This is a genomic window from Bradyrhizobium sp. LTSPM299 (assembly GCF_000938235.1).
In the GTDB taxonomy this organism is placed as follows: domain Bacteria; phylum Pseudomonadota; class Alphaproteobacteria; order Rhizobiales; family Xanthobacteraceae; genus Bradyrhizobium.
In genome coordinates this window covers 154,079-172,002 of sequence record NZ_JYMU01000098.1, presented here as the reverse complement: position 1 = coordinate 172,002, position 17,924 = coordinate 154,079, and the positions used below count along the sequence as shown (strand labels likewise).

At 60.8% G+C, this 17,924-nt stretch carries 15 protein-coding genes and 3 pseudogenes; 15 read left to right on the top strand and 3 right to left on the bottom strand.

Features of this window, described 5'->3' with window-relative positions; all coding sequences use genetic code 11:
• The first annotated feature begins 21 nt into the window (after window positions 1-21).
• From UP10_RS41345 to UP10_RS41325, 5 genes are all read left to right on the top strand, one after another.
• Window positions 22-624, top strand: a complete 603-nt coding sequence (locus UP10_RS41345) for a DUF1989 domain-containing protein (protein ID WP_044592874.1) — start codon at window positions 22-24, stop codon at window positions 622-624.
• Window positions 625-663: 39 nt separating this feature from the next.
• Window positions 664-1,482, top strand: coding sequence for an urea amidolyase associated protein UAAP1 (locus UP10_RS41340; RefSeq protein WP_044592873.1), 819 nt, complete (start codon window positions 664-666; stop codon window positions 1,480-1,482).
• Window positions 1,483-1,493: 11 nt separating this feature from the next.
• Window positions 1,494-2,144, top strand: a complete 651-nt coding sequence (locus UP10_RS41335; protein WP_044592872.1) for an urea amidolyase associated protein UAAP2 — start codon at window positions 1,494-1,496, stop codon at window positions 2,142-2,144.
• 737 nt (window positions 2,145-2,881) lie between these two features.
• A complete protein-coding gene (locus UP10_RS41330; protein ID WP_044592871.1) occupies window positions 2,882-3,796 on the top strand; it encodes an allantoinase PuuE in 915 nt (304 codons plus the stop codon).
• A 16-nt stretch (window positions 3,797-3,812) separates the two neighbouring features.
• Window positions 3,813-4,691, top strand: a complete 879-nt coding sequence (locus UP10_RS41325) for an NHL repeat-containing protein (protein ID WP_044592870.1) — start codon at window positions 3,813-3,815, stop codon at window positions 4,689-4,691.
• 111 nt (window positions 4,692-4,802) lie between these two features.
• Here UP10_RS41325 and UP10_RS41320 read toward each other — a convergent pair whose 3' ends face one another.
• Window positions 4,803-5,363, bottom strand: a complete 561-nt coding sequence (locus UP10_RS41320) for a DsbA family protein (protein WP_044592869.1) — start codon at window positions 5,361-5,363, stop codon at window positions 4,803-4,805.
• Window positions 5,364-5,769: 406 nt separating this feature from the next.
• On the opposite strand from UP10_RS41320, the gene UP10_RS41310 reads away from it, so the two are divergent.
• The 5 genes and pseudogenes from UP10_RS41310 to pucL all read left to right on the top strand — a co-directional run bounded on the left by UP10_RS41310 (window position 5,770) and on the right by pucL (window position 12,216).
• Window positions 5,770-6,984, top strand: coding sequence for a M24 family metallopeptidase (locus UP10_RS41310; RefSeq protein WP_044592867.1), 1,215 nt, complete (start codon window positions 5,770-5,772; stop codon window positions 6,982-6,984).
• A gap of 129 nt (window positions 6,985-7,113) precedes the next feature.
• The gene (locus UP10_RS41305; protein WP_063775440.1) at window positions 7,114-8,712 is read left to right on the top strand and encodes a sugar ABC transporter ATP-binding protein; all 1,599 of its coding nucleotides are present in this window, start codon (window positions 7,114-7,116) and stop codon (window positions 8,710-8,712) included.
• Window positions 8,696-9,697, top strand: a pseudogene (locus UP10_RS41300) (ABC transporter permease); the annotation flags it as partial. The gene UP10_RS41305 and the pseudogene UP10_RS41300, both read left to right, overlap by 17 nt.
• A gap of 387 nt (window positions 9,698-10,084) precedes the next feature.
• Window positions 10,085-11,233 (top strand): substrate-binding domain-containing protein, encoded by a 1,149-nt coding sequence (locus UP10_RS41295; protein WP_245322215.1) that lies wholly within the window; start codon window positions 10,085-10,087, stop codon window positions 11,231-11,233.
• 146 nt (window positions 11,234-11,379) lie between these two features.
• Entirely contained in the window at window positions 11,380-12,216 is an 837-nt protein-coding gene (gene pucL / locus UP10_RS41290; RefSeq protein ID WP_044592866.1) for a factor-independent urate hydroxylase, read from the top strand.
• 77 nt (window positions 12,217-12,293) lie between these two features.
• Here the strand turns inward: pucL and UP10_RS41285 are convergent, their stop codons facing one another.
• Window positions 12,294-13,019, bottom strand: a complete 726-nt coding sequence (locus UP10_RS41285) for a FadR/GntR family transcriptional regulator (RefSeq protein WP_050044071.1) — start codon at window positions 13,017-13,019, stop codon at window positions 12,294-12,296.
• Window positions 13,020-13,137: 118 nt separating this feature from the next.
• On the opposite strand from UP10_RS41285, the pseudogene UP10_RS43795 reads away from it, so the two are divergent.
• The 4 genes and pseudogenes from UP10_RS43795 to UP10_RS41270 form a co-directional block, all read left to right on the top strand.
• A pseudogene (locus tag UP10_RS43795) lies at window positions 13,138-13,326 on the top strand (tyrosine-type recombinase/integrase); the annotation flags it as partial.
• A 267-nt stretch (window positions 13,327-13,593) separates the two neighbouring features.
• Window positions 13,594-15,000 (top strand): TAXI family TRAP transporter solute-binding subunit, encoded by a 1,407-nt coding sequence (locus tag UP10_RS41280; protein WP_044592927.1) that lies wholly within the window; start codon window positions 13,594-13,596, stop codon window positions 14,998-15,000.
• Window positions 15,001-15,117: 117 nt separating this feature from the next.
• The gene (locus UP10_RS46870) at window positions 15,118-15,651 is read left to right on the top strand and encodes a glutathione S-transferase family protein (RefSeq protein WP_197087027.1); all 534 of its coding nucleotides are present in this window, start codon (window positions 15,118-15,120) and stop codon (window positions 15,649-15,651) included.
• Window positions 15,542-16,837: a KUP/HAK/KT family potassium transporter gene (locus UP10_RS41270; protein ID WP_245322213.1), complete on the top strand. Its 1,296-nt coding sequence runs from the start codon at window positions 15,542-15,544 to the stop codon at window positions 16,835-16,837. The genes UP10_RS46870 and UP10_RS41270 overlap by 110 nt, the downstream gene beginning before the upstream one ends.
• A 492-nt stretch (window positions 16,838-17,329) precedes the next feature.
• On the opposite strand, the pseudogene UP10_RS46865 reads toward UP10_RS41270, so the two are convergent.
• A pseudogene (locus UP10_RS46865) lies at window positions 17,330-17,497 on the bottom strand (IS91 family transposase); the annotation flags it as partial.
• Between UP10_RS46865 and UP10_RS46860 the strand changes: the two are divergent.
• Entirely contained in the window at window positions 17,434-17,748 is a 315-nt protein-coding gene (locus UP10_RS46860; protein ID WP_082077561.1) for a sensor histidine kinase, read from the top strand. The pseudogene UP10_RS46865 and the gene UP10_RS46860 sit on opposite strands and share 64 nt — an antisense overlap.
• The last annotated feature ends 176 nt before the right edge of the window (window positions 17,749-17,924 follow it).

The window sequence follows — 17,924 nt, the reverse complement described above, 5'->3', positions numbered from 1 at the left end:
AGGAGACGGACGGCATCCATCATGACCGAAACCCGAATTGAAATTCCGGCGCGGCGCGGCAAGGCCGCCCTGGTCGCCGCCGGCCAGACCGTCACCGTCATCAACACCCATGGCGAGCAGGTGGTGGACACCTGGGCATTCAGCCAGTCCGACCTTGGCGAGTTCATGTCGAACGAGCACACGCGGGCGCACAGCCTTCATCTGATCCCGAGGCCCGGCGATATCCTGCGAACCAACCGGCGCAGGCCGATCATGACGCTGATCGAGGACACGTCGGGTGGAATCCATGACACCCTGATCGCCGCCTGCGACCGGCATCGCTACACGTTTCTTGGCGTCGAAGGCTATCACGACAACTGCACCGATAATCTGTTTTCCGGAATGAGCGAAATCGGTCTGGTCCCGCCGGAAGTGCCGAGTCCGCTTAATCTGTTCATGAACATCCCGTGGTCCGCCGACGGCACCCTGGGCTTCGCCGCGCCGCCGCGGCCGGTGCCCGGCGGATATGTGCGGTTGCGCGCCGAGATGGATCTGGTGATCGCGTTCTCGGCCTGCCCGCAGGACGTTCTGCCGATCAACGGCAGCGCGGGACAGCCGGTTGAGGCGCATTTTACGATTCGCTGAGACGGAATTGGCGATGGCACCGGGTACGGGAGCAAGACGATGACTTCCCTGGAAACGAAACGGGAGATCGCGGAAGCCAATCGGCGACGCTACGAAGAGCTTCGCGCCGCCGGACAGGAAGCGACCCCGAAGGCGCTGCCGGCTGCGACCGCGCTGGACGGCGCGCCGATTGCTCCGGGTGCCATCATCAGTAGCGAAGAAGTCCCCGCCGACTGGTACACCATCGTCCGATTGCGGCGCGGCGACGCGTTGCGGGTCATCGATCCGTCCGGCCAGTCCAGCGTCTCAATGATCGGCTGGCGCGACGAAGATACGTCGGAGCGGATCAATTGCGCCGATACCGTCAAGGTGCAATGGAGTGCTGCCCTTTCAAAGGGGCGCGTCATCCTGTCGGACATGGGACGGGTATTGTTCTCGTTGATCGAAGATACCAGCGGTTCACACGACATCCTGGTCGGCGGTTCGACACCTGCCTCGACTGCGGCCGCCTACGGCGCGACCACCCGCAATACCCAGGAGAACTTCGTTGCCGGCGCCGCCAAGATCGGGCTTGGCGTGCGCGACATCCCGTCCTGCGTGGCGTTCTTTGCTCCGGTCTCGCTCGATCCGAATGGCCGGTTTAGCTGGAGCCAAAGCCGCAAGCGGCCGGGAGATTTCGTTGATCTGCGCGCGGAGATGAACGCGACCCTGGTGCTGTCGAACTGCGCGCATCCGCTCGATCCGGCCCGTCCGTCGGCCGCGCGACCGGTCATGCTGGTCCGCCATCGCGTTGCGCCGGCCGCGGCCGACGACCCTTGCCGGACCGGTTCGCCCGAGGCCATGCGTGCCTTCGAATTCACCGACCGGCTTTACGCCTGAGGAGGCAAGCGATGACCGTTCTCATCACCCCTTCGCCGCGAGATGCGTCGAACGCCTTCTATAGCCACGATATCCCCGCGGAGCGGCCTTGGTCGCAGGTGCTAAAGCGTGGACAGACATTGCGGATCATCGACAGCGAAGGCCAGCAGGCGGTCGATGCGCTGCTGTATTGCCTTGCCGACCCGACGGAACGCTACAGCACGCAAGACACGCTGCGAACGCAGGGCTCGGCCTACATTGAACTCGGTACCCGGCTTGTTTCCAATAAAGGCCGCGTGATGGCGCGAATCACGGCCGATTCCTGCGGACGACATGATAGTTCGGCCGGATGCTGCTCGTGCGAGAGTAATGCGGTGCGCTTTGGCGAAGCCACCAGGTACCAGCACGCGTGCCGTGAAAATTTCATTCTCGAGTTGTCGAAATACGGACTGACCAAGCGCGACATTGTCGCGAATCTCAATTTTTTCATGAACGTTCCGATTGATCCCGACGGCAAGTTCACCGTGGTCGACGGCATTTCCGCCTCGGGAAATTATGTCGACATCACGATGGATCTGGACGTGATCTTCGTGATCTCTAACTGTCCGCAGGTCAACAACCCGTGCAACGGATTTAATCCGACACCGATCAGGGTAATGATCTGGGATCAGGACCGATTTTAACTGGCTTGACGTATCTTCCATTCCAGCCGTTTCGTTCGATGAGCCCGCCGAATCTGCGATCGAAGGGCGGCGGGCCTTGGCGGGTGCGGCGTTAGTCCCGTTGTTGCAAGGTATGGCAAGTGTAAGGGAAGTGGAGCGTTTCTGGCGCGGTGATCTCGTTACGGCGAAATAGCTCCTGACAAACCCCTGATGGTGGGCTTGCTCCGCCACTTATTCTTGCGATTTTCTACGTGTCCCTGTCGGAAACTCAATCTTGCTGGCAACTGGTATCGAATCGGGCGATGCTCCTATCCTATGCGAGAGCTTTGTAGCCTAATCTGGTTGGCGTTGGTCGGAGCGTTCCGGTCGCGGGCCTCGCTTGAGGCTGAAAACACGATTTTGCGTCATCAGCTTAACGTGTTGCGGCGGCAATCGCCGAAACGGCCGACGTTCGGGATGACGTCGTTGTGTTCAGCGAGCGCCACCTCCGTCACCTACTGCTGTCGTACATGAAATATTACAATGGGGCCCGCACGCATCTATCCCTGGAGAAAGATGCACCGATCTCGCGCGCCGTCGATCGCGTCGGGCACATTCTTTGTCGCCCAACCCTGGGCGGACTGCATCACCAATATGCCCGGATTTAATTTACGACAGGCACAGCTGGTCATCGTCGTGGACTGGCTGATCGGGCTGACGAAACGTATGAGCGTATAAAATCCCGAACCTCACGACCTTCCAAGACCCGGAGACTGGCCATGACCTATGACCGCGATCTGATCGGCTACGGCGCGAACCCGCCGGACCCCAAATGGCCGGACGGCGCGCGCGTGGCCATCAATTTCGTGATGAATTACGAGGAGGGCTCGGAGCCTTCCGTCCAGGATGGCGAAGGCTATACCGAGATCGGCCTGACCGAGTCGTCCGGCTTGCCGGCAGGTGTCAAAGGGCGCGATCTCGCCGGCGAAGGCATGTTCGCCTATGGCAGCCGCGTCGGTTTCTGGAGGCTGATGCGACTTTTCCAGGAGCGCGGCCTGCCGCTGACTGTGTTCGGCTGCGCGCTCGCGATCGAACGCAATCCCGAGGCAGCGGCGTCGATCAGAGCCTCGGGCTTCGACGTCTGCAGCCATGGCTGGCGCTGGATCAAGCATTATGAATTGAGCGAGGAGGACGAGCGCGAGCACATCGCCAGGGCGATCGCCTCGCTCAAGGCGACGGTCGGGGAGCGACCGCTCGGCTGGTATTGCCGCTATGGGCCGAGCGTGAACACGCGCCGGCTCGTGGTAGAGGAGGGCGGCTTTCTCTATGATTCCGACGCGTACGACGACGAATTGCCCTATTGGAACGTCGTCGACGGCAAGCCGCATCTGGTCGTTCCCTATTCGCTCGTCAACAATGATGGCAAGTTCGGCTCCGGCTTCTTTGGCACGTCGGCCGATTATTTCGCGTGGCATAAGGACGCCTTCGACATGCTTTACGCGGAAGGCGCAACGCAGCCGAAGATGATGTCGGTCGGCTTGCATATGCGCCTGATCGGCCATCCGGCGCGCGCGGCCGGCCTCGCGCGCTTCCTCGACTATGTCCAGGGCCATCAAGGCGTATGGGTGACGCGGCGGTTGGACATTGCCCGGCACTGGGCAGCAACGCATCCTTTCGCCGGCAAACTCGCCTGAAGGAAAAACCTTGGCCATGCATGAACTGATCGTTGAAGTCGGAGACAGGCTCTATCGCGTCGAGCGTCCCTTCGGCACCTGGCCGCTGAACACGGGCTTTGTTACCGACGTCGCCGTCGATCCGCGCGGGCATGTCTTCGTGATGCTGCGGCACGATCCGTTGGTGCATCCCAACGACCCGCGCGTGATCGAGTTGGCGCCCGACGGCGCCTATCTCACGGGTTGGGGCGGCGATCTGATCGCCGATTCCCACATGCTGACGGCCGACGCCACGGGGCGCATCCTCGCGGTCGACCGCGACATGCATGAGGTGATCATATGCTCGCCAGCGGGCGAACGGCTCGGCGGGTTAGGCCAACGCGGTGTACCGCTTGCGCCCTTCAACCATCCGACCGACGTGCATGTCTCGGCTTGGGGCGAGATCTATGTCTCGGACGGCTACGCGGCGAGCCGGGTCCATCGCTTCGATCCCGCCGGTGCTCTGATCGCAAGCTGGGGCAGCCACGGATCGGGCAATGGTCAGTTCGGCTGGCCGCATGCGATCTGGACCTTTACGGACGGCCGTGTCGTCGTGGTCGACCGCAGCTCGAACCGCGTGCAGGTCTTCGACCGCGAGGGCAAGCACCTCGAAACCTGGGGTGGGTTCTACCAGCCCGTCGCAATCTGGGGCGATGATGAGGGCTGCGCCTACGTCAGCGACATGGTGCCGAGCCTGCAGAAGGTCGGCCCCAAAGGCGAGCGGCTCGGCCGCTGTCGGCCGTTTCTCAATGGCGCGCACGGCATCTCCGGGACGCCCGACGGCGATATCCTTCTGGCCGAAAGCAATCCAAGTCGGATCACGCGGCTGCGGCTGCAGCCGATCAAAGCCAACCCGCTGCGGCAGCAATATCGCTAAGGCGTTTTCTTCCGCTAATGAGATCTGCTTTAGTTCAGTTACACTGTTGTTGCTCTGCTATTGCCGGTTCGACCATCTTGCCCGCACTCCGCCGCTCGCTTTGTATCGCGTTCAACTCTTCAGCAAATGCAACACCCAATCGGAAACCGCGTCCCCGCTGCTCATGTCGGCCTGCACGAGGCCGTCGATCATGAAAGTCGGCGACACATGGATACCGTTCTGGCGGGCGTATTTGCAGTGCCACTTAACCTCCCGGTCCAGATCGGGAATCGCGAAGGTCTCGGAAAGTTTGGTGCCGCTGTAGCCTTCGATTCGCGCGATGACGTCATTCGGACTGGCATCGAGGTTCGGGCCGCTGCAGTGGTGGTCGAACTCGAATTCCTGCCGATGTGCAGCGACTGCCGCCATGACCGCTTTCGCGGCTTCCTTCCCGCCCTCGAGGGTTGAGGCAGCTAGAATGCAGCGCACGACAACGCCCGAGTACATATGCCAAGGCTGTGACTGAAGTCGGATTTTGACGGTGATACGATCTTCACCGGCCTTTGCAAGCAGGTCGTCGAGCTTGCCAAACGCCTTCACCGAAAACGGGCAGGTCGGTTCGAGGAACACTTCGAACACTCGGGGCCCATGGCCCCAGACAAGGGGATCGGCGCGCCATGTAGTCTGTTTCATTCGATCATTCCTGTTCGCTCGGTTCAGCCATACGGAAGTCAGCCGGCGCGGATGAACTCCGGGCCGCAAACCCAGGTGTGCGATCCTGAGCCGCGCCGCTCACATCGTCGTCTTGCCCATCGAAGTCAAGCAGCCGCACGGTCGGATTCGATGCGTCAGCCTTTGGATGGAAGCCGGCCCAGTTCCGGTCCTGCTCCAGGTCTGCCCTTTTCGCCAACAATTGGCGTTGCGCGTCGACAAAATGGGGGCGGACGCTGCTTCGGGCAGCGACGTGCGCTTGGCAATCCAATTTTGGAATTGGTTGGCCAGCCCTGTTGTAAAGCCCTCGATTTGCCGGTCAGTATTTCGTCAAGGGCACCCGCTCCGGCGTACATCGTCGCAGCCCGCTCGTTCGATGAGGTCACGCATGCTGGATGCTGCACAACCAATCCCGCGCTCAACAGGCGTCCACGCCGCTGTGGATCTTCCCTTCGACCAAAAGCACCTCGACAATCTTCTTGAGGCTGCCAACGTCGACATCTTACTTGTCACTTCAAAGCACAATATTCAGTACATGCTGGGTGGTTACCGCTTTTTCTTCTTTGATCAATTCGATGCGATCGGAGTTACGCGGTATCTTCCGATCATCATCTATCCAAAGGGGCGGCCAGACCGTGCGGTCTACGTGGGCAACGCGATGGAAGACTCGGAGGCGGAGAACGGTCGATTCTGGTGCCCGACGGTTGAAACAAGCTCCTGGGGCACGCTGGACGCCACGGAGCTGGCGATAGATCATATCCGGCGCATCATGCCGTCGAACGCCAGAATCGGAGTTGAGTTTTCGTTCTTTCCCGCAGATGCGATGGATGCATTGCGATCGGGATTGTCCGACTGCCGGATCGTCGACTCTCACTTGCCATTGGAGCGGCTTCGAGCCGTCAAGACTCCGGACGAATTGGCCCTGATCCGCGAAGCATCCGATCGCGTCGTCGAGGCGATGCTCGCGACCTTCGCATATTGCTGTTCGGGCATAACGAAGCGCGACGTGTCGGCCCGGCTGCGCCAAGAAGAACTTAGTCGGGGACTGAACTTCGACTACTGTTTGATCACGGCGGGCTCGGGGCCCAACCGCGCGCCGAGCGATCAGATCATCAACTCCGGCGACATCATCTCCCTCGACTCCGGTGGCAGATATGGCGGCTACATCGGCGACCTCTGCCGCATGGGGATCGTCGGCAGACCCGACGCCGAACTGGAAGATTCGCTGGGCTGGGTGGAAGCCGTTCAGCAGGTGGCCAGAACTCCAATCCGGCCCGGGATGTTGGGGAAGGAGGTCTTTGCCGTGGTCAAAGACGTCTTGTCGTCGTCTCCACACTCCGCCAATACCCATTTTGTGGCGCACGGAGTTGGGATCATCGGTCACGAGGCGCCCCGCCTCAGCGATCGCGGCCCGGTCACTTATCCGGCTTACGACGCCAACCTCCCGTTGCAGGCCGGCATGGTGCTGTCGATCGAAACGACGCTGATGCATCCTCGCCGAGGCTTCATCAAGCTTGAGGACACCGTGGTGGTGACCGAAACAGGGTGGGAGGCATTCGGCGACAAAGGCCGGGGCTGGAACTGCGCCGTTTCCACTGCCTGAGGAGAGCGACATGGACGATCGATCTCTCTCATCCAGGTCAACACGATGCTGATCGCTTCCCCATGTCGCGTCGCTCCGGTTCGAACAACCGAGGCCTCACCAGTTCATCAAGCATCCACGGTGATCGCGATGGCGCGTGAGCAAGCCGCGCGAACGAACCAATCCGATCTGCCGGCACAGCCGGCGGACACCCCCCTTCTTAGCCTGCGGGCCATTCACAAGAAGTTCGGTGGCACCCACGCGCTGCAGGATGTCAGTTTCGACGTCAGCAAGGGTGAGGTACTCGCGCTTCTCGGCGAGAACGGGGCCGGCAAATCCACCTTGATCAAGACCCTCGCAGGCGTTCACACCCTCGATGAGGGCGACATTCTCTTCGAGGGGCAGCCCGCGAACCGCCACGTCGCGGACCTCCCAATCGCCTTCATTCACCAGGATCTTGGTCTCGTCGATTGGATGACGGTTGCCGAAAATGTGTGCATGACGCGCGGCTACGATCGTCGTTTCGGGTTGATCTCCTGGGCGCGTTGCCGGCAGACCGCGCGCAAGGCCCTGCACCAAATCGGCGTCGATATCGATCCTGACACGCGGGTCCGCTCGCTCAGCCGGACCGAACAGTCGCTTGTCGCCATTGCGCGCGCGATCACCACTTCGGCGAAGATCGTCGTGATGGACGAGCCAACCGCGAGCTTACCGGCCGACGAGGTCGCCCGCCTGTTCGACGCGGTCGATTCCATGCGGGCTCATGGGGTCGCGATCATCTATGTGTCGCATCGTCTCGAAGAAATCTTTGCGATCGCGGATCGCGTCGTCGTGCTGCGGGATGGCCGCCTCGCCGGCACCCGCGCCATTCAGGAAACCGACCCGGAAGATCTCGTCCGGCTGATCGTGGGCTCGGCCGTGAAGCCCGTTACCCGCACGGCCGTGGAGGCCACGCGGCAGCGCGTTTGGGAATTGGTCGGTGCCGTGGCAGGGGACGTCGGTCCGCTGTCCTTCTCCGTTAAGCCCGGCGAGATGCTTGGTCTGACCGGGCTGCGGGGAGCCGGACAAGAGACCATCGGTCGCGCGATCTTCGGGCTCATTCCATTCACGTCGGGAAACTGCTTGCTCAATGGGAAGGAGGTCACGATCAGCGATCCAGCGGCCTCGATCGCGATGGGCCTGCGCTTCGCAAGTGGCGACCGACACGCAGAGTCCGTCGTGCGGGGATTCTCGGTCTCCGAGAATCTGTTCCTCAACCCTTGCGTCAAGGGTAAGTCGGTTCTGGCGCCGATCAATCTCGGCCTGGAGCGGGAAGCGGCCCGCGCCCTCGGCCGCTTTGTCCAGCTCAGCCCGAACGACCCCTCGATGCTGCTCGAGAACCTGTCCGGGGGCAACCAGCAGAAGGTCGTCCTCGGCCGATGGCTCGACCTCAAAGGCAAGCTCCTGATTCTCGAGGACCCGACCGCCGGGGTCGATGTCGGTGCCAAGGGCGAGATTTATCGCCTGCTGTTCGAGGCGCTGAAGACCGGCCTGTCGATCATCGTCATCTCGACCGACTTCGTCGAAGTGGCGGCTATTTGCCATCGCGCTCTGGTATTCAGCCGCGGCACCATCGTATCCGAGATCACGGAGGGCGGCCTCACCGCCGAGGCGCTGCTAGCCGCCGCGGCCGTTACCCCCTTGAGGGCCGTTCGAGAACAGGCCTTCGCACCAAAGGAGGCTGCCCGTGGCCCTGTCGCTTCAGTCTGACGCACTCGAGCCCACGCGCGCCGAACTCTCGGGCCTCTCCGTTGGCGAGCGGTTCAAACGCTACATCCCGGTCTATGGGCTGCCGATCATCGGCGTGCTGCTGATCTTGCTGTTCTCGGCGCTGTTTCCCGACACATTCCCGACCATGGCGAATGCCAATGCCCTGATCGACAACAAGGCCATCATCGCGCTGCTGTCGCTGGCAGTGCTGGCTCCTATGGCGGCCGGCAAGATCGACCTCACGATCGGCTTTGGAATCGTGTTGTGGCACATTCTCGTGATCAGCCTGCAGTTGAACTACCACATGCCCTGGCAGGCGGCGGTCGTGATCGTGCTTGTGCTGGGGGCGGTCCTCGGGTTGATCAACGCCCTGCTGGTCGAATTCGCCCAGATCGACGCTTTCGTGGCGACGCTCGGCACGGGCACCATCACCTACGCGATCGCTCTGTGGTACACTGGCGGCCGGCAGGTCGTCGGGCAGCTTCCGGAGGGATTTTACGCGATCGACGGAACTCACGTCGGCGGCTTACCGATCAGCGCCATCTATGTGCTGGTGCTGTCCGTGGCGCTCTGGCTCGTGTTCGATTACCTGCCGCTCGGGCGCTTCATCTATGCGATCGGGGCTAATCCTCGTGCTGCGGCTCTGAACGGCATTTCAGTCCGCCGCTTTGTCACCCTGAGCTTCGTTGTTTCGGGGGTAATGACCGCATTCGCGGGTGTCGTGCTCGCGTCGCAATTGCAGATCGGGCAGGCCAGCGTCGGGCTCGACTTCCTCTTACCCGCCCTCGTTGGCGTGTTTCTCGGCTCCACAACCATCAAGCCCGGCCGCGTGAATGTATGGGGGACGCTCGTCGGCGTGATCGTGCTGGCGGTCGGAATTTCAGGAATCCAGCAGCTGGGCGCCGACTTCTATGTCGAACCGCTGTTCAACGGTGTCACGCTCATCGCCTCGATCGGCATCGCGGGCTACGCGCAGCGTAAACGGATCGGCAGCATGGCGCGCAAGCTCAGCGCCGTGACGTTGCCGGGATCCGCCAAGGCCGAAGCGATTGCAACGATTGCTCCTGAGACAACCAGCTCTCCCGCCGCCCCCAGGTCGGACCTTCTGCAACGGGCGCATAACCGTGTTGAGCGCATGGCCAGCGCCCTGGCGTCGATCGAACAGGCGGAAACGGATGAGGCGCGTGAACTTGCCTGGAGGTACGCCATGGCTGACGAGGCGATCAGCGCCGAACTTCGGAGACTGACAAGGCCGAGCGCCACGGAGGGCCAGTTCTAGGCAAGAGAACGAGCCGCGTCCGGAAGCGGCTCGACGAACGGCTTTAGGGAACACACGCAAGGATATTCGCATTCGACCAACCAGGAGTGGGTCATGAATCAACGTATGCTTTTTACTCGTCGGCGGCTGTTGGAATTGGGAAGTGCAGGGGTAGCAGCCCTGCCGCTGTTCTACATCGGCAATCGAGCCCTCGCGGCGGAAGGTGACCTTGCGGCGCAAGTCGCTGCGGCCAAGGACATCGTGGCCCAGGCGGCGGCCAATAAGGTGCCTTGGGACGGTCCCACGACCGGCCCCAAGGCGCAAGCCGGCAAGTCGGTGGTCCTCATCTCCGAGGACCAGCGGAACGGCGGTGCGCTGGGCGTCAGCGAAGGCGTGATGGAAGCCGCCAAGGTGATCGGATGGAAGCTGACGATCCTCGATGGAGCCGGCGTCATCGCCAACCGTTCGGCCGCTTTCGGCCAAGCGATAGCGCTCAAGCCTGACATCATAATCGCCGATAACGACGACGCGACAGAGCAGAAGGTCAATATCGTTAAATCAGTGAACGCCGGCATCAAGGTTCTGGGCTGGCACTCCAACGTCAAGCCGGGGCCCATGGAAGGGGTCCCGCTCTTCACCAACATCTCCACGGACCCGACCGTGGTCGCGAAGGTCGCGGCTGCTCTGGCGATCGCGAATGCGGATGGGAAGGCGGGTGTCGTGGTGTTCACGGACGCCACCGAAAAAATCTCGGTAATGAAGTCCAACGCCATGGCTGCGAACATCAAGGAATGCTCGGGCTGCACCGTGCTCGAGGTCATCGATACGCCGCTCGCGAGCGTGTCCACGCGCATACCGCAAATGACGCAGTCGCTGCATCAGCGCTTTGGTAAGAAATGGACGCACAGCCTTGCGATCAACGACGGCTTCTTCGACTTCATGGCCCCGACACTCCGGGCGGCCGGTAGCGCCGGCGGCGGGCCGCCCGTCAATATCTCGGGCGGTGATGGATCGAAAGCGGCGTTCGAACGCATCCGCGGCGACAATTATCAGTTCGCCACAGTCGCGGAGCCTCTCAGTCTGCACGGATGGCAGCTGATCGACGAGGCAAACCGGGCGCTCGCGGGCATGCAATGGAGCGGCTACGTCGCCCCGACGCATCTCGTGACCAAGGAAAATATCGGGACCAATGGCGGCCCGAACAACGTCTACGATCCCGACAATGGGTATCGCGATGCCTATAGGAAGATCTGGGGCGTTTGATCCTCTGATCCTTTCAACGGCCGCGGCGCAGTGGCGTCGCGGCTCGAAATTTCCTGCGTATGCGACGACCGCGACGCTCCGAGGACGTCATCAGGTCCGGATCAACAACAGTAGATTGGTCGCGACGCGATCGGGATGGAGGCCGAATGAAGCTCTTAAACAGCACTTACGGCAAAGGCCGCGTCCGTGTGATGCGGCTGTCGGGCCAGGGCAAGAATCGCGAAGTTCGCGAACTAACGGTTCTGGCCATGCTTGCGGGCGATATTGCACAGGCCTACACGCAGGCCGATAATTCCACGACCGTGTCGACCGACACCATCAAGAACGTTGTCAACATCGTTGCGAGCGAGGAGCTCGAGGCCGGACCGGAGGCCTTTTGCCGGGCCGTTGCGAAGCGCCTGCTCAATAGCTATCCGGGTATGACGAATGCCACAGTCTCGGCTCGAGAGGTCCGTTGGAATCGACTCACGGTGGACGGTACCGCTCACCCGCACGCCTTCACGCTGGATGGCAACGGCCAGGGCACGGCCGAAGTGGTGATGGATCGGGACGGCGATCGTGTGACATCGGGGCTGTCGGGATTCACCTTCCTCAAAGCCACCGAGTCGGGTTGGTCCAACTACATCAAGGACCGGTATACGACGCTTCCTGAAACGCAGGACCGCATTCTGGCCACCAGCATGGAGGCGTCCTGGCGCTGGTCGCGAGACCCCGCTGACTTTGCGACCGCAAATGCCCGCGTTCTCGACGCGCTCATGCGCGTCTTCACGATGACGTACAGCTACAGCGCCCAGGACAGCTTGTATCGCATGGGCAGCGCCGCGATCGAAGCTGTGCCGGAACTAGAGGATATCAGCATCGCTTGCCCGAACAAGCATTATGTGCCGATCAACCTCGGCCCGTTCGGCCTCGACAATTCGAACCGAGTCTTCACCGCCACGGATGAGCCACACGGGCAAATCGAGTGCACGGTTGGCCGATAGCTCTAAACGATAAGACCATTCTCCGACGAAGGCTGTCGATCGGGGGCTATGGGGCAATTTTGGTCACGCCTGTTCACTCAGGTCGCCATTGCCGTCCGCGATATCGCAGGACCGATGCTGCACGAGATTCCCTGGATATGCCGGCCCATTGCGTTCTCGGCTCCGTTTAGCTCATGGGCTTCAATGGAAGCGATGATCGCGAGATGTTCGGAGGAATAACGGTCTCTCAAGTCGGGATCGAACGTTTTCGCTCGCGTGATTGTCCACCGTGTCTGCTTTTTTACACGGAGGATCTGGTCAACAATACTGATGATAAGGCCGTTGCCGCTTGCCTCTACGACACTGCGATGAAAGAGCTCATCCCATCGATCCCAGGCCGCCCAGTCTTCGGCCATCGCCGCGCGGGAAGCGTATCGTTTCATGAGCGCAAGGTCGGACGGTTCCGATCTCAAGGCGGCCAAGCGCGCCGCTTGAGGTTCAATGAGAGTGCGTGCTTCGAGGAGCTCGCTCAATGTTGTGTCGGCTCCCAGAGCCTCGGCGCACGACTGAACGGATTGAGGGCGCCCCCCGACGAACGTACCCTTGCCGACATGGCGCCAAATCCGACCCTCTCTTTCCAGTTCCTCCAGACCGTTTCGTAGCGCGGTCCGGCTTACCTGCAACAACTCGCACAACTGGCGCTCAGGCGGCAGTCGGCTGTGAAGCGGGTAGCGGTCGCTCGATAGATATTCGGCGAGATCCGCAGTCACACGACGGACCTCGCGGCCGGTGTCGGGGCCTGAACGACATTTGCCAGCTGCCATCCAAATCCACTCCTAAAATCCTGCTCTATGCATAGCAAGTCTCGTGCCATATTCAGGTTACAGTCTCCTATTTGGTCACGGTTCAAGTGATCAACGATAGTTGACCATGGAGTCACGGCCGAAGCTGTTTGGGGCACATTCACTGCGACGAACAAAAGCCACCTTGATTTATCGGCGAACGGGCAACCTGAGGGCTGTCCAGCTCTCGCTTGGACATACCAAGATCAAAAGCACGGTCCGATACTCGGCATCTCTAGTCGGAGCGGCTGTATCTCGCCGGCTCGGTAAGATTGCTCATGGGTTCTGAAGGCGAGAGGAATCCCTGCCGGGCAAAAGCCTATTCTCGGGCCGCCGACAGGTCTGGCGGTCCGTCGTCCCCTCTTGACGTGCTCATTGCCGAAAGCCGGCTCGCCATGGGCGCGCGAAGAGGTATTCTTTGGCAGTCGAATCCGGGCCCTTCGTGAACTCGTTCTCGCGCGTATGGAACATTCCGATCGGACACGGGTTCGCCCAGGTTCCCGGCGGCGAACTTGTAGCTCCTAAGTAGGCGTTTTGTTCACGTAGGTTCATGCTGATGTCACCGTCCGATTACCCAGTCAGGAATGCTCACGATCGACGCCAACGAAGGCTATTGATCGTGCTGGCTTTGGGATTTGTTGTTTTCGGCGCCGCCGCGGCCACCCTGTTCTACGTCTTGCAGCCCGAAACCCTCCGGATCGCCGTCGGACCCGCAGGCAGCGACGATCATCAGGTGGTCCAAGCGATGGCCGAGGCTTTCGAAGAGGAAAGCAGGATGGTCAAGCTCTCCCCGATCACGACGGAAGGAGCGGCCGAATCCATGGCCCTGCTGGGCGCCGGCAAAGCCGACCTGGCAATCGGTCGCGGCGACCTTGGCATGCCTGCCGACGCGCAGACACTGGCCGTCCTGCGGAAGAACTACGTCGTCCTTTGGTCGCCCTCCGGGCGACCGGGCAAAGACTCCAAGAAGAAGGCCACCCGCAGGATCGGAGAAATCGCCGATCTGGCGGGTCGCAAAGTCGGCATTATAGGACGGACCGGAGTCAACCTCGCACTCCTGCGGACGATTCTGGTGGGCTCCGGAGTCGAGCCGGACAAGGTAGCGACGGTCCAATTCGGGACCGAAGATATCGAAAAACTTGCGCAAGACGCCACCCTCGATGCGTATCTCGCCGTCGGTCCGCTCGACAGCCGGATCACTGCCGCCGCGATCGCGGCGACTTCGCGATCGCGCGGAGCTCCGAAGTTCCTTCCGGTCGAAGCATCCGAGGCGATCGCTCTGAAAAACGCCCGCTACGAAGCCGAGGAAATTCCGGGCAGTGTCTTCAACGCGAGACCGGCATGGCCCGAGGATAAGGTCGACACCATTAGCGTCAACCATCTCATCCTTGCCAGAAAAGAACTGTCAGAAGCAAAGGCGGCGGCCTTCTACCGGCAGCTTTTTGCTGTCCGCGACTCGATCGCGCAACGTGTCGCCGGCGCCGCGCACATCACGAAGCCCGAGACGGAGAAGGAGGCGGAGCCCTCCGTGCATCGGGGCGCCGCGGCGGTCATTAACGGTACCGAGCGAACCTTTCTGGACAAGTACAGCGACTACTTCTGGTTCGCCTTGCTTCTTCTTTCCGGGATCGGTTCGGCCGCCGCCTGGCTGCGTCGCTATCTGAACCGGGACGACCGGGACGACACCACCAGCCATCGCAACCGGATTCTCGCCGTGGTCTCGGAGCTTTGCAATGCCGGTTCGGAACAGGACATTCTAACATCGCAACAGGAAGTCGACGCGATCATCGGCGAAACACTGAAGTGCTACGACGATGGAGCGATCGAACAAGGTGACCTGGCCGCATTCGGACTGGTCCTTGAACTGTTCGATCATGCCGTCGCCGAACGGCGAGCGACACTGCAGAGCGACCCCGCCGATCAAGCAAAATCTCCGGGTCCAACACTTGCCTCTCGCCGGTAGGCGCACCCGGCAGGACTGCCTCGCGGAATTTTCTTCCGACTAAATTATTCTGAACCGACCTGTGAGCAGTCGGCGTGGCTATGGTCGAATTCGCGCAGAATTCAAACGGACGTCGATTTGCTCGCAGTCCCGCCTGATTTTGATTCTGCCATACAGCGCTGTCGGCGTCGCAAGACCGCATACTCGGCTGGAGATCTAGCTCGCTCGCGACAGGGAAACGATCGTGTCGCCTTCAAAAGTGGCGCCGGTGATGTAATCACCCCACCACTGCATCATCCGACGGCGATCTGGCATCCACTCCGCTGCATTATAGGCGCGGCGAACCTCGTTTCTTTCGACGTGCGCGAGCTGACGTTCAATCCAATCCCGATTGAAAAGATTGCTTTCGTTCAAGATGGTCGAAGCTACGCCCCGGAAGCCATGCGTCGTGGCTCGACCATGGTATCCCATTCGATAAAGGGCAAGCTCGAAAAGTCGTTCGTCGAGCGGAGCAAGCGGCGCATCTCGAACTTCTACAACGATTTCGACGCCAGGCTGACGGATGCCGAATTCGTCGCTGGCGATCGTTTCTCCGCGGCCGTATCTGTTCTCACATGGGGCCACCGGCTTTCTGGTTTTGGGAGCGGTGTTTCTCTGCGTCACCGGCGCTGAAGCCCTCTATGCTGATATGGGCCATTTCGGCAGGGGCCCCATTACGCTGGCATGGTTCGCGGTCGTCTTCCCCAGTTTGATCCTCAACTATGCCGGGCAGGCGGCGCTGGTTCTCGAAGGCGCCCCGACGGACGGTAATATTTTCTTTCGGCTTTGTCCCGGCGGGCTCCTAATTCCGCTCATTGCGCTGGCGACAGTAGCGACGATCATTGCCAGCCAATCGATCATAACAGGGGCTTTCTCGATGACACGGCAGGCAATTCAGCTTGGCTGGCTGCCAAGGCTGCGGATCAAGCAGACCTCATCGGAGGGCTACGGCCAGATTTATGTCGGCGTCGTCAACTGGCTACTGATGATCGCGACAATTGGGTTGACCATCGGATTTGGCAAATCCGCCAATCTGGCGGCTGCCTACGGTATCGCGGTTTCGCTGACGATGCTGATGACGTCGGCACTGCTTTTCATTGCGATGCGCGAGATCTGGGGCTGGAGCATGTTGGCTGCCGGCTCTGTCGCAGCCGTCTTTCTCATGGTCGATAACGCCTTCTTCCTTGCTAACCTAACAAAGATTGCTGAGGGCGGATATGTACCGCTTATCCTGGCTATCTCTGTCTATAGCGTGATGTGGATCTGGCATCGCGGAGCGGCTGCCGTGATGACGCGAATGCATGAATATTTGATCCCGGTGCCGAATTTCATGAAAGATATTCAATCCAAAAACATTCCTCGTGTTCCCGGCACGGCCGTGTTTCTGACCCGAACCGAGCGGGATACGCCGCCGGTTATGCTTTGGCACGTCAAGCATAATCGCGCATTGCATGAACACCTCTTCGTGCTGCGCGTGGAAATCCTGTCAGTGCCGTGGGTTGCGCCCATCAACCGCATGACTATCGACGAAGTCGCGCCTAAATTCTGGCGTGCGGAAGCGCGTTTCGGCTTCATGGAGCGCCCGCATATTCCGGAACTGCTTACGGCCGGCAAGGCGATGGGATGCACCATCGACCTCGACGACGTAACCTATTATGTGGGACACGAGACAGTGGTCGGCCGCGAAGACGGCATGGGCTTGCCTGCCTGGCAGGAGCGGTTCTTTGCTGTAATGGAGCGAAACGCCGTCCATGTTAGCGACTTCTTCAGTCTCCCCAGCGATCAAGTCGTTGAGATCGGACGGCAGGTTTCAATTTAGACGCCACGACTGAATTGTTCCGTCGATGCTCTCGATTGCGGCGCTGCACGAGTCGCTTGTTGGCCCTTTTGAAACATGCCGAGCGGCCGTGACGATGACCGCTTCCGAGCGAAGACCAGAAGTGCCGACCCACCGGGTGCGAGGTCTCAGTTTGTGAAGGGTTTCGGATGCCGGCCGCATGAATGACGTGGCCGCGAGTTCGGCGGCCGGCGTCCGAAAGCCTCCAAGGGAGGAAAGCGCGCTTGGGGAACGTGCGGCGGTGCCGCAGGCGCTATGGCGATTTGAGCGCCACGGGTGAGCCGACTGATTGGAATCGCGCCGATACAACGAGATGTTCGGCGGTTGAGCGGTTGACCAATGAGCTGCGGATGGCGTCGCACGCGATGAATTGTCGGACGATTTGAGGCGACAACTCTATATCTGAGCGCGCTCTGCCGTGGCGGGTCGAGAGCCGGCGAGCGTAACGAGCAGATTTGCGGAATTGAAGCGCGATCATGATGTGTCGATCCTGATGCGGTTCGTTGGAGTTGTCGGGCGATGCCGTGGCGTACAACCGCGTTCGAAGACCTCGATGACGATCATGCGACCGCCGCAGCATGGACAGTTCGGCTTGCCGGGATCGACGGCGGCAGCGGTGGGTTGGCCTTCCTGTTTTGCAATGGCGCGATGCGGTGGTTCAGATTGAAGACACCGGACCGGGTATCCCGCCGGGCGACGTCGATCGGATATTCGAGCCGTTCTTCCGCGGCAGCCGCCCGTCCGAAGATGGCACCGGACTGGGCCTCTCGATTGTAAAACGCGTCGTTGATCGCCTGGGGGGGACTGTTGTGCTGGAGAATATTTCGGGTCCCCCCTCGAAAGGTCTTCGAGCAACCGTCCGCCTCCCGGTCTCGAACGATTTGGGCCGATAGCGGCTGAGCTTCGATGTCCGATTTCGGTCAGAAGCGCCGTTTTGCTCTTCGGCCAGTTACTTCCGGTGTCTCCCGATAAACGAACGCTTTCATAGGCCGTGACCATGCCTCAAACGAGCCAAGGGCGGACGTGATGCCACAGGGAGGCAGGCTTCCTCTATGTCGTACCTAAGTCG

Bases quoted from the DNA above. Each gene is read 5' to 3' on its own strand.
- UP10_RS41270 (WP_245322213.1), top strand. From the start codon at position 15,542: ATGCCGAATTCGTCGCTGGCGATCGTTTCTCCGCGGCCGTATCTGTTC.
- UP10_RS41340 (WP_044592873.1), top strand. From the start codon at position 664: ATGACTTCCCTGGAAACGAAACGGGAGATCGCGGAAGCCAATCGGCGA.
- UP10_RS46860 (WP_082077561.1), top strand. From the start codon at position 17,434: ATGGACAGTTCGGCTTGCCGGGATCGACGGCGGCAGCGGTGGGTTGGC.
- UP10_RS41335 (WP_044592872.1), top strand. From the start codon at position 1,494: ATGACCGTTCTCATCACCCCTTCGCCGCGAGATGCGTCGAACGCCTTC.
- UP10_RS41325 (WP_044592870.1), top strand. From the start codon at position 3,813: ATGCATGAACTGATCGTTGAAGTCGGAGACAGGCTCTATCGCGTCGAG.
- UP10_RS41280 (WP_044592927.1), top strand. From the start codon at position 13,594: ATGTCACCGTCCGATTACCCAGTCAGGAATGCTCACGATCGACGCCAA.
- UP10_RS41295 (WP_245322215.1), top strand. From the start codon at position 10,085: ATGAATCAACGTATGCTTTTTACTCGTCGGCGGCTGTTGGAATTGGGA.
- UP10_RS41305 (WP_063775440.1), top strand. From the start codon at position 7,114: ATGGCGCGTGAGCAAGCCGCGCGAACGAACCAATCCGATCTGCCGGCA.
- UP10_RS41345 (WP_044592874.1), top strand. From the start codon at position 22: ATGACCGAAACCCGAATTGAAATTCCGGCGCGGCGCGGCAAGGCCGCC.
- UP10_RS41310 (WP_044592867.1), top strand. From the start codon at position 5,770: ATGCTGGATGCTGCACAACCAATCCCGCGCTCAACAGGCGTCCACGCC.
- UP10_RS41330 (WP_044592871.1), top strand. From the start codon at position 2,882: ATGACCTATGACCGCGATCTGATCGGCTACGGCGCGAACCCGCCGGAC.
- UP10_RS41285 (WP_050044071.1), bottom strand. From the start codon at position 13,019: ATGGCAGCTGGCAAATGTCGTTCAGGCCCCGACACCGGCCGCGAGGTC.
- pucL (WP_044592866.1), top strand. From the start codon at position 11,380: ATGAAGCTCTTAAACAGCACTTACGGCAAAGGCCGCGTCCGTGTGATG.
- UP10_RS41320 (WP_044592869.1), bottom strand. From the start codon at position 5,363: ATGAAACAGACTACATGGCGCGCCGATCCCCTTGTCTGGGGCCATGGG.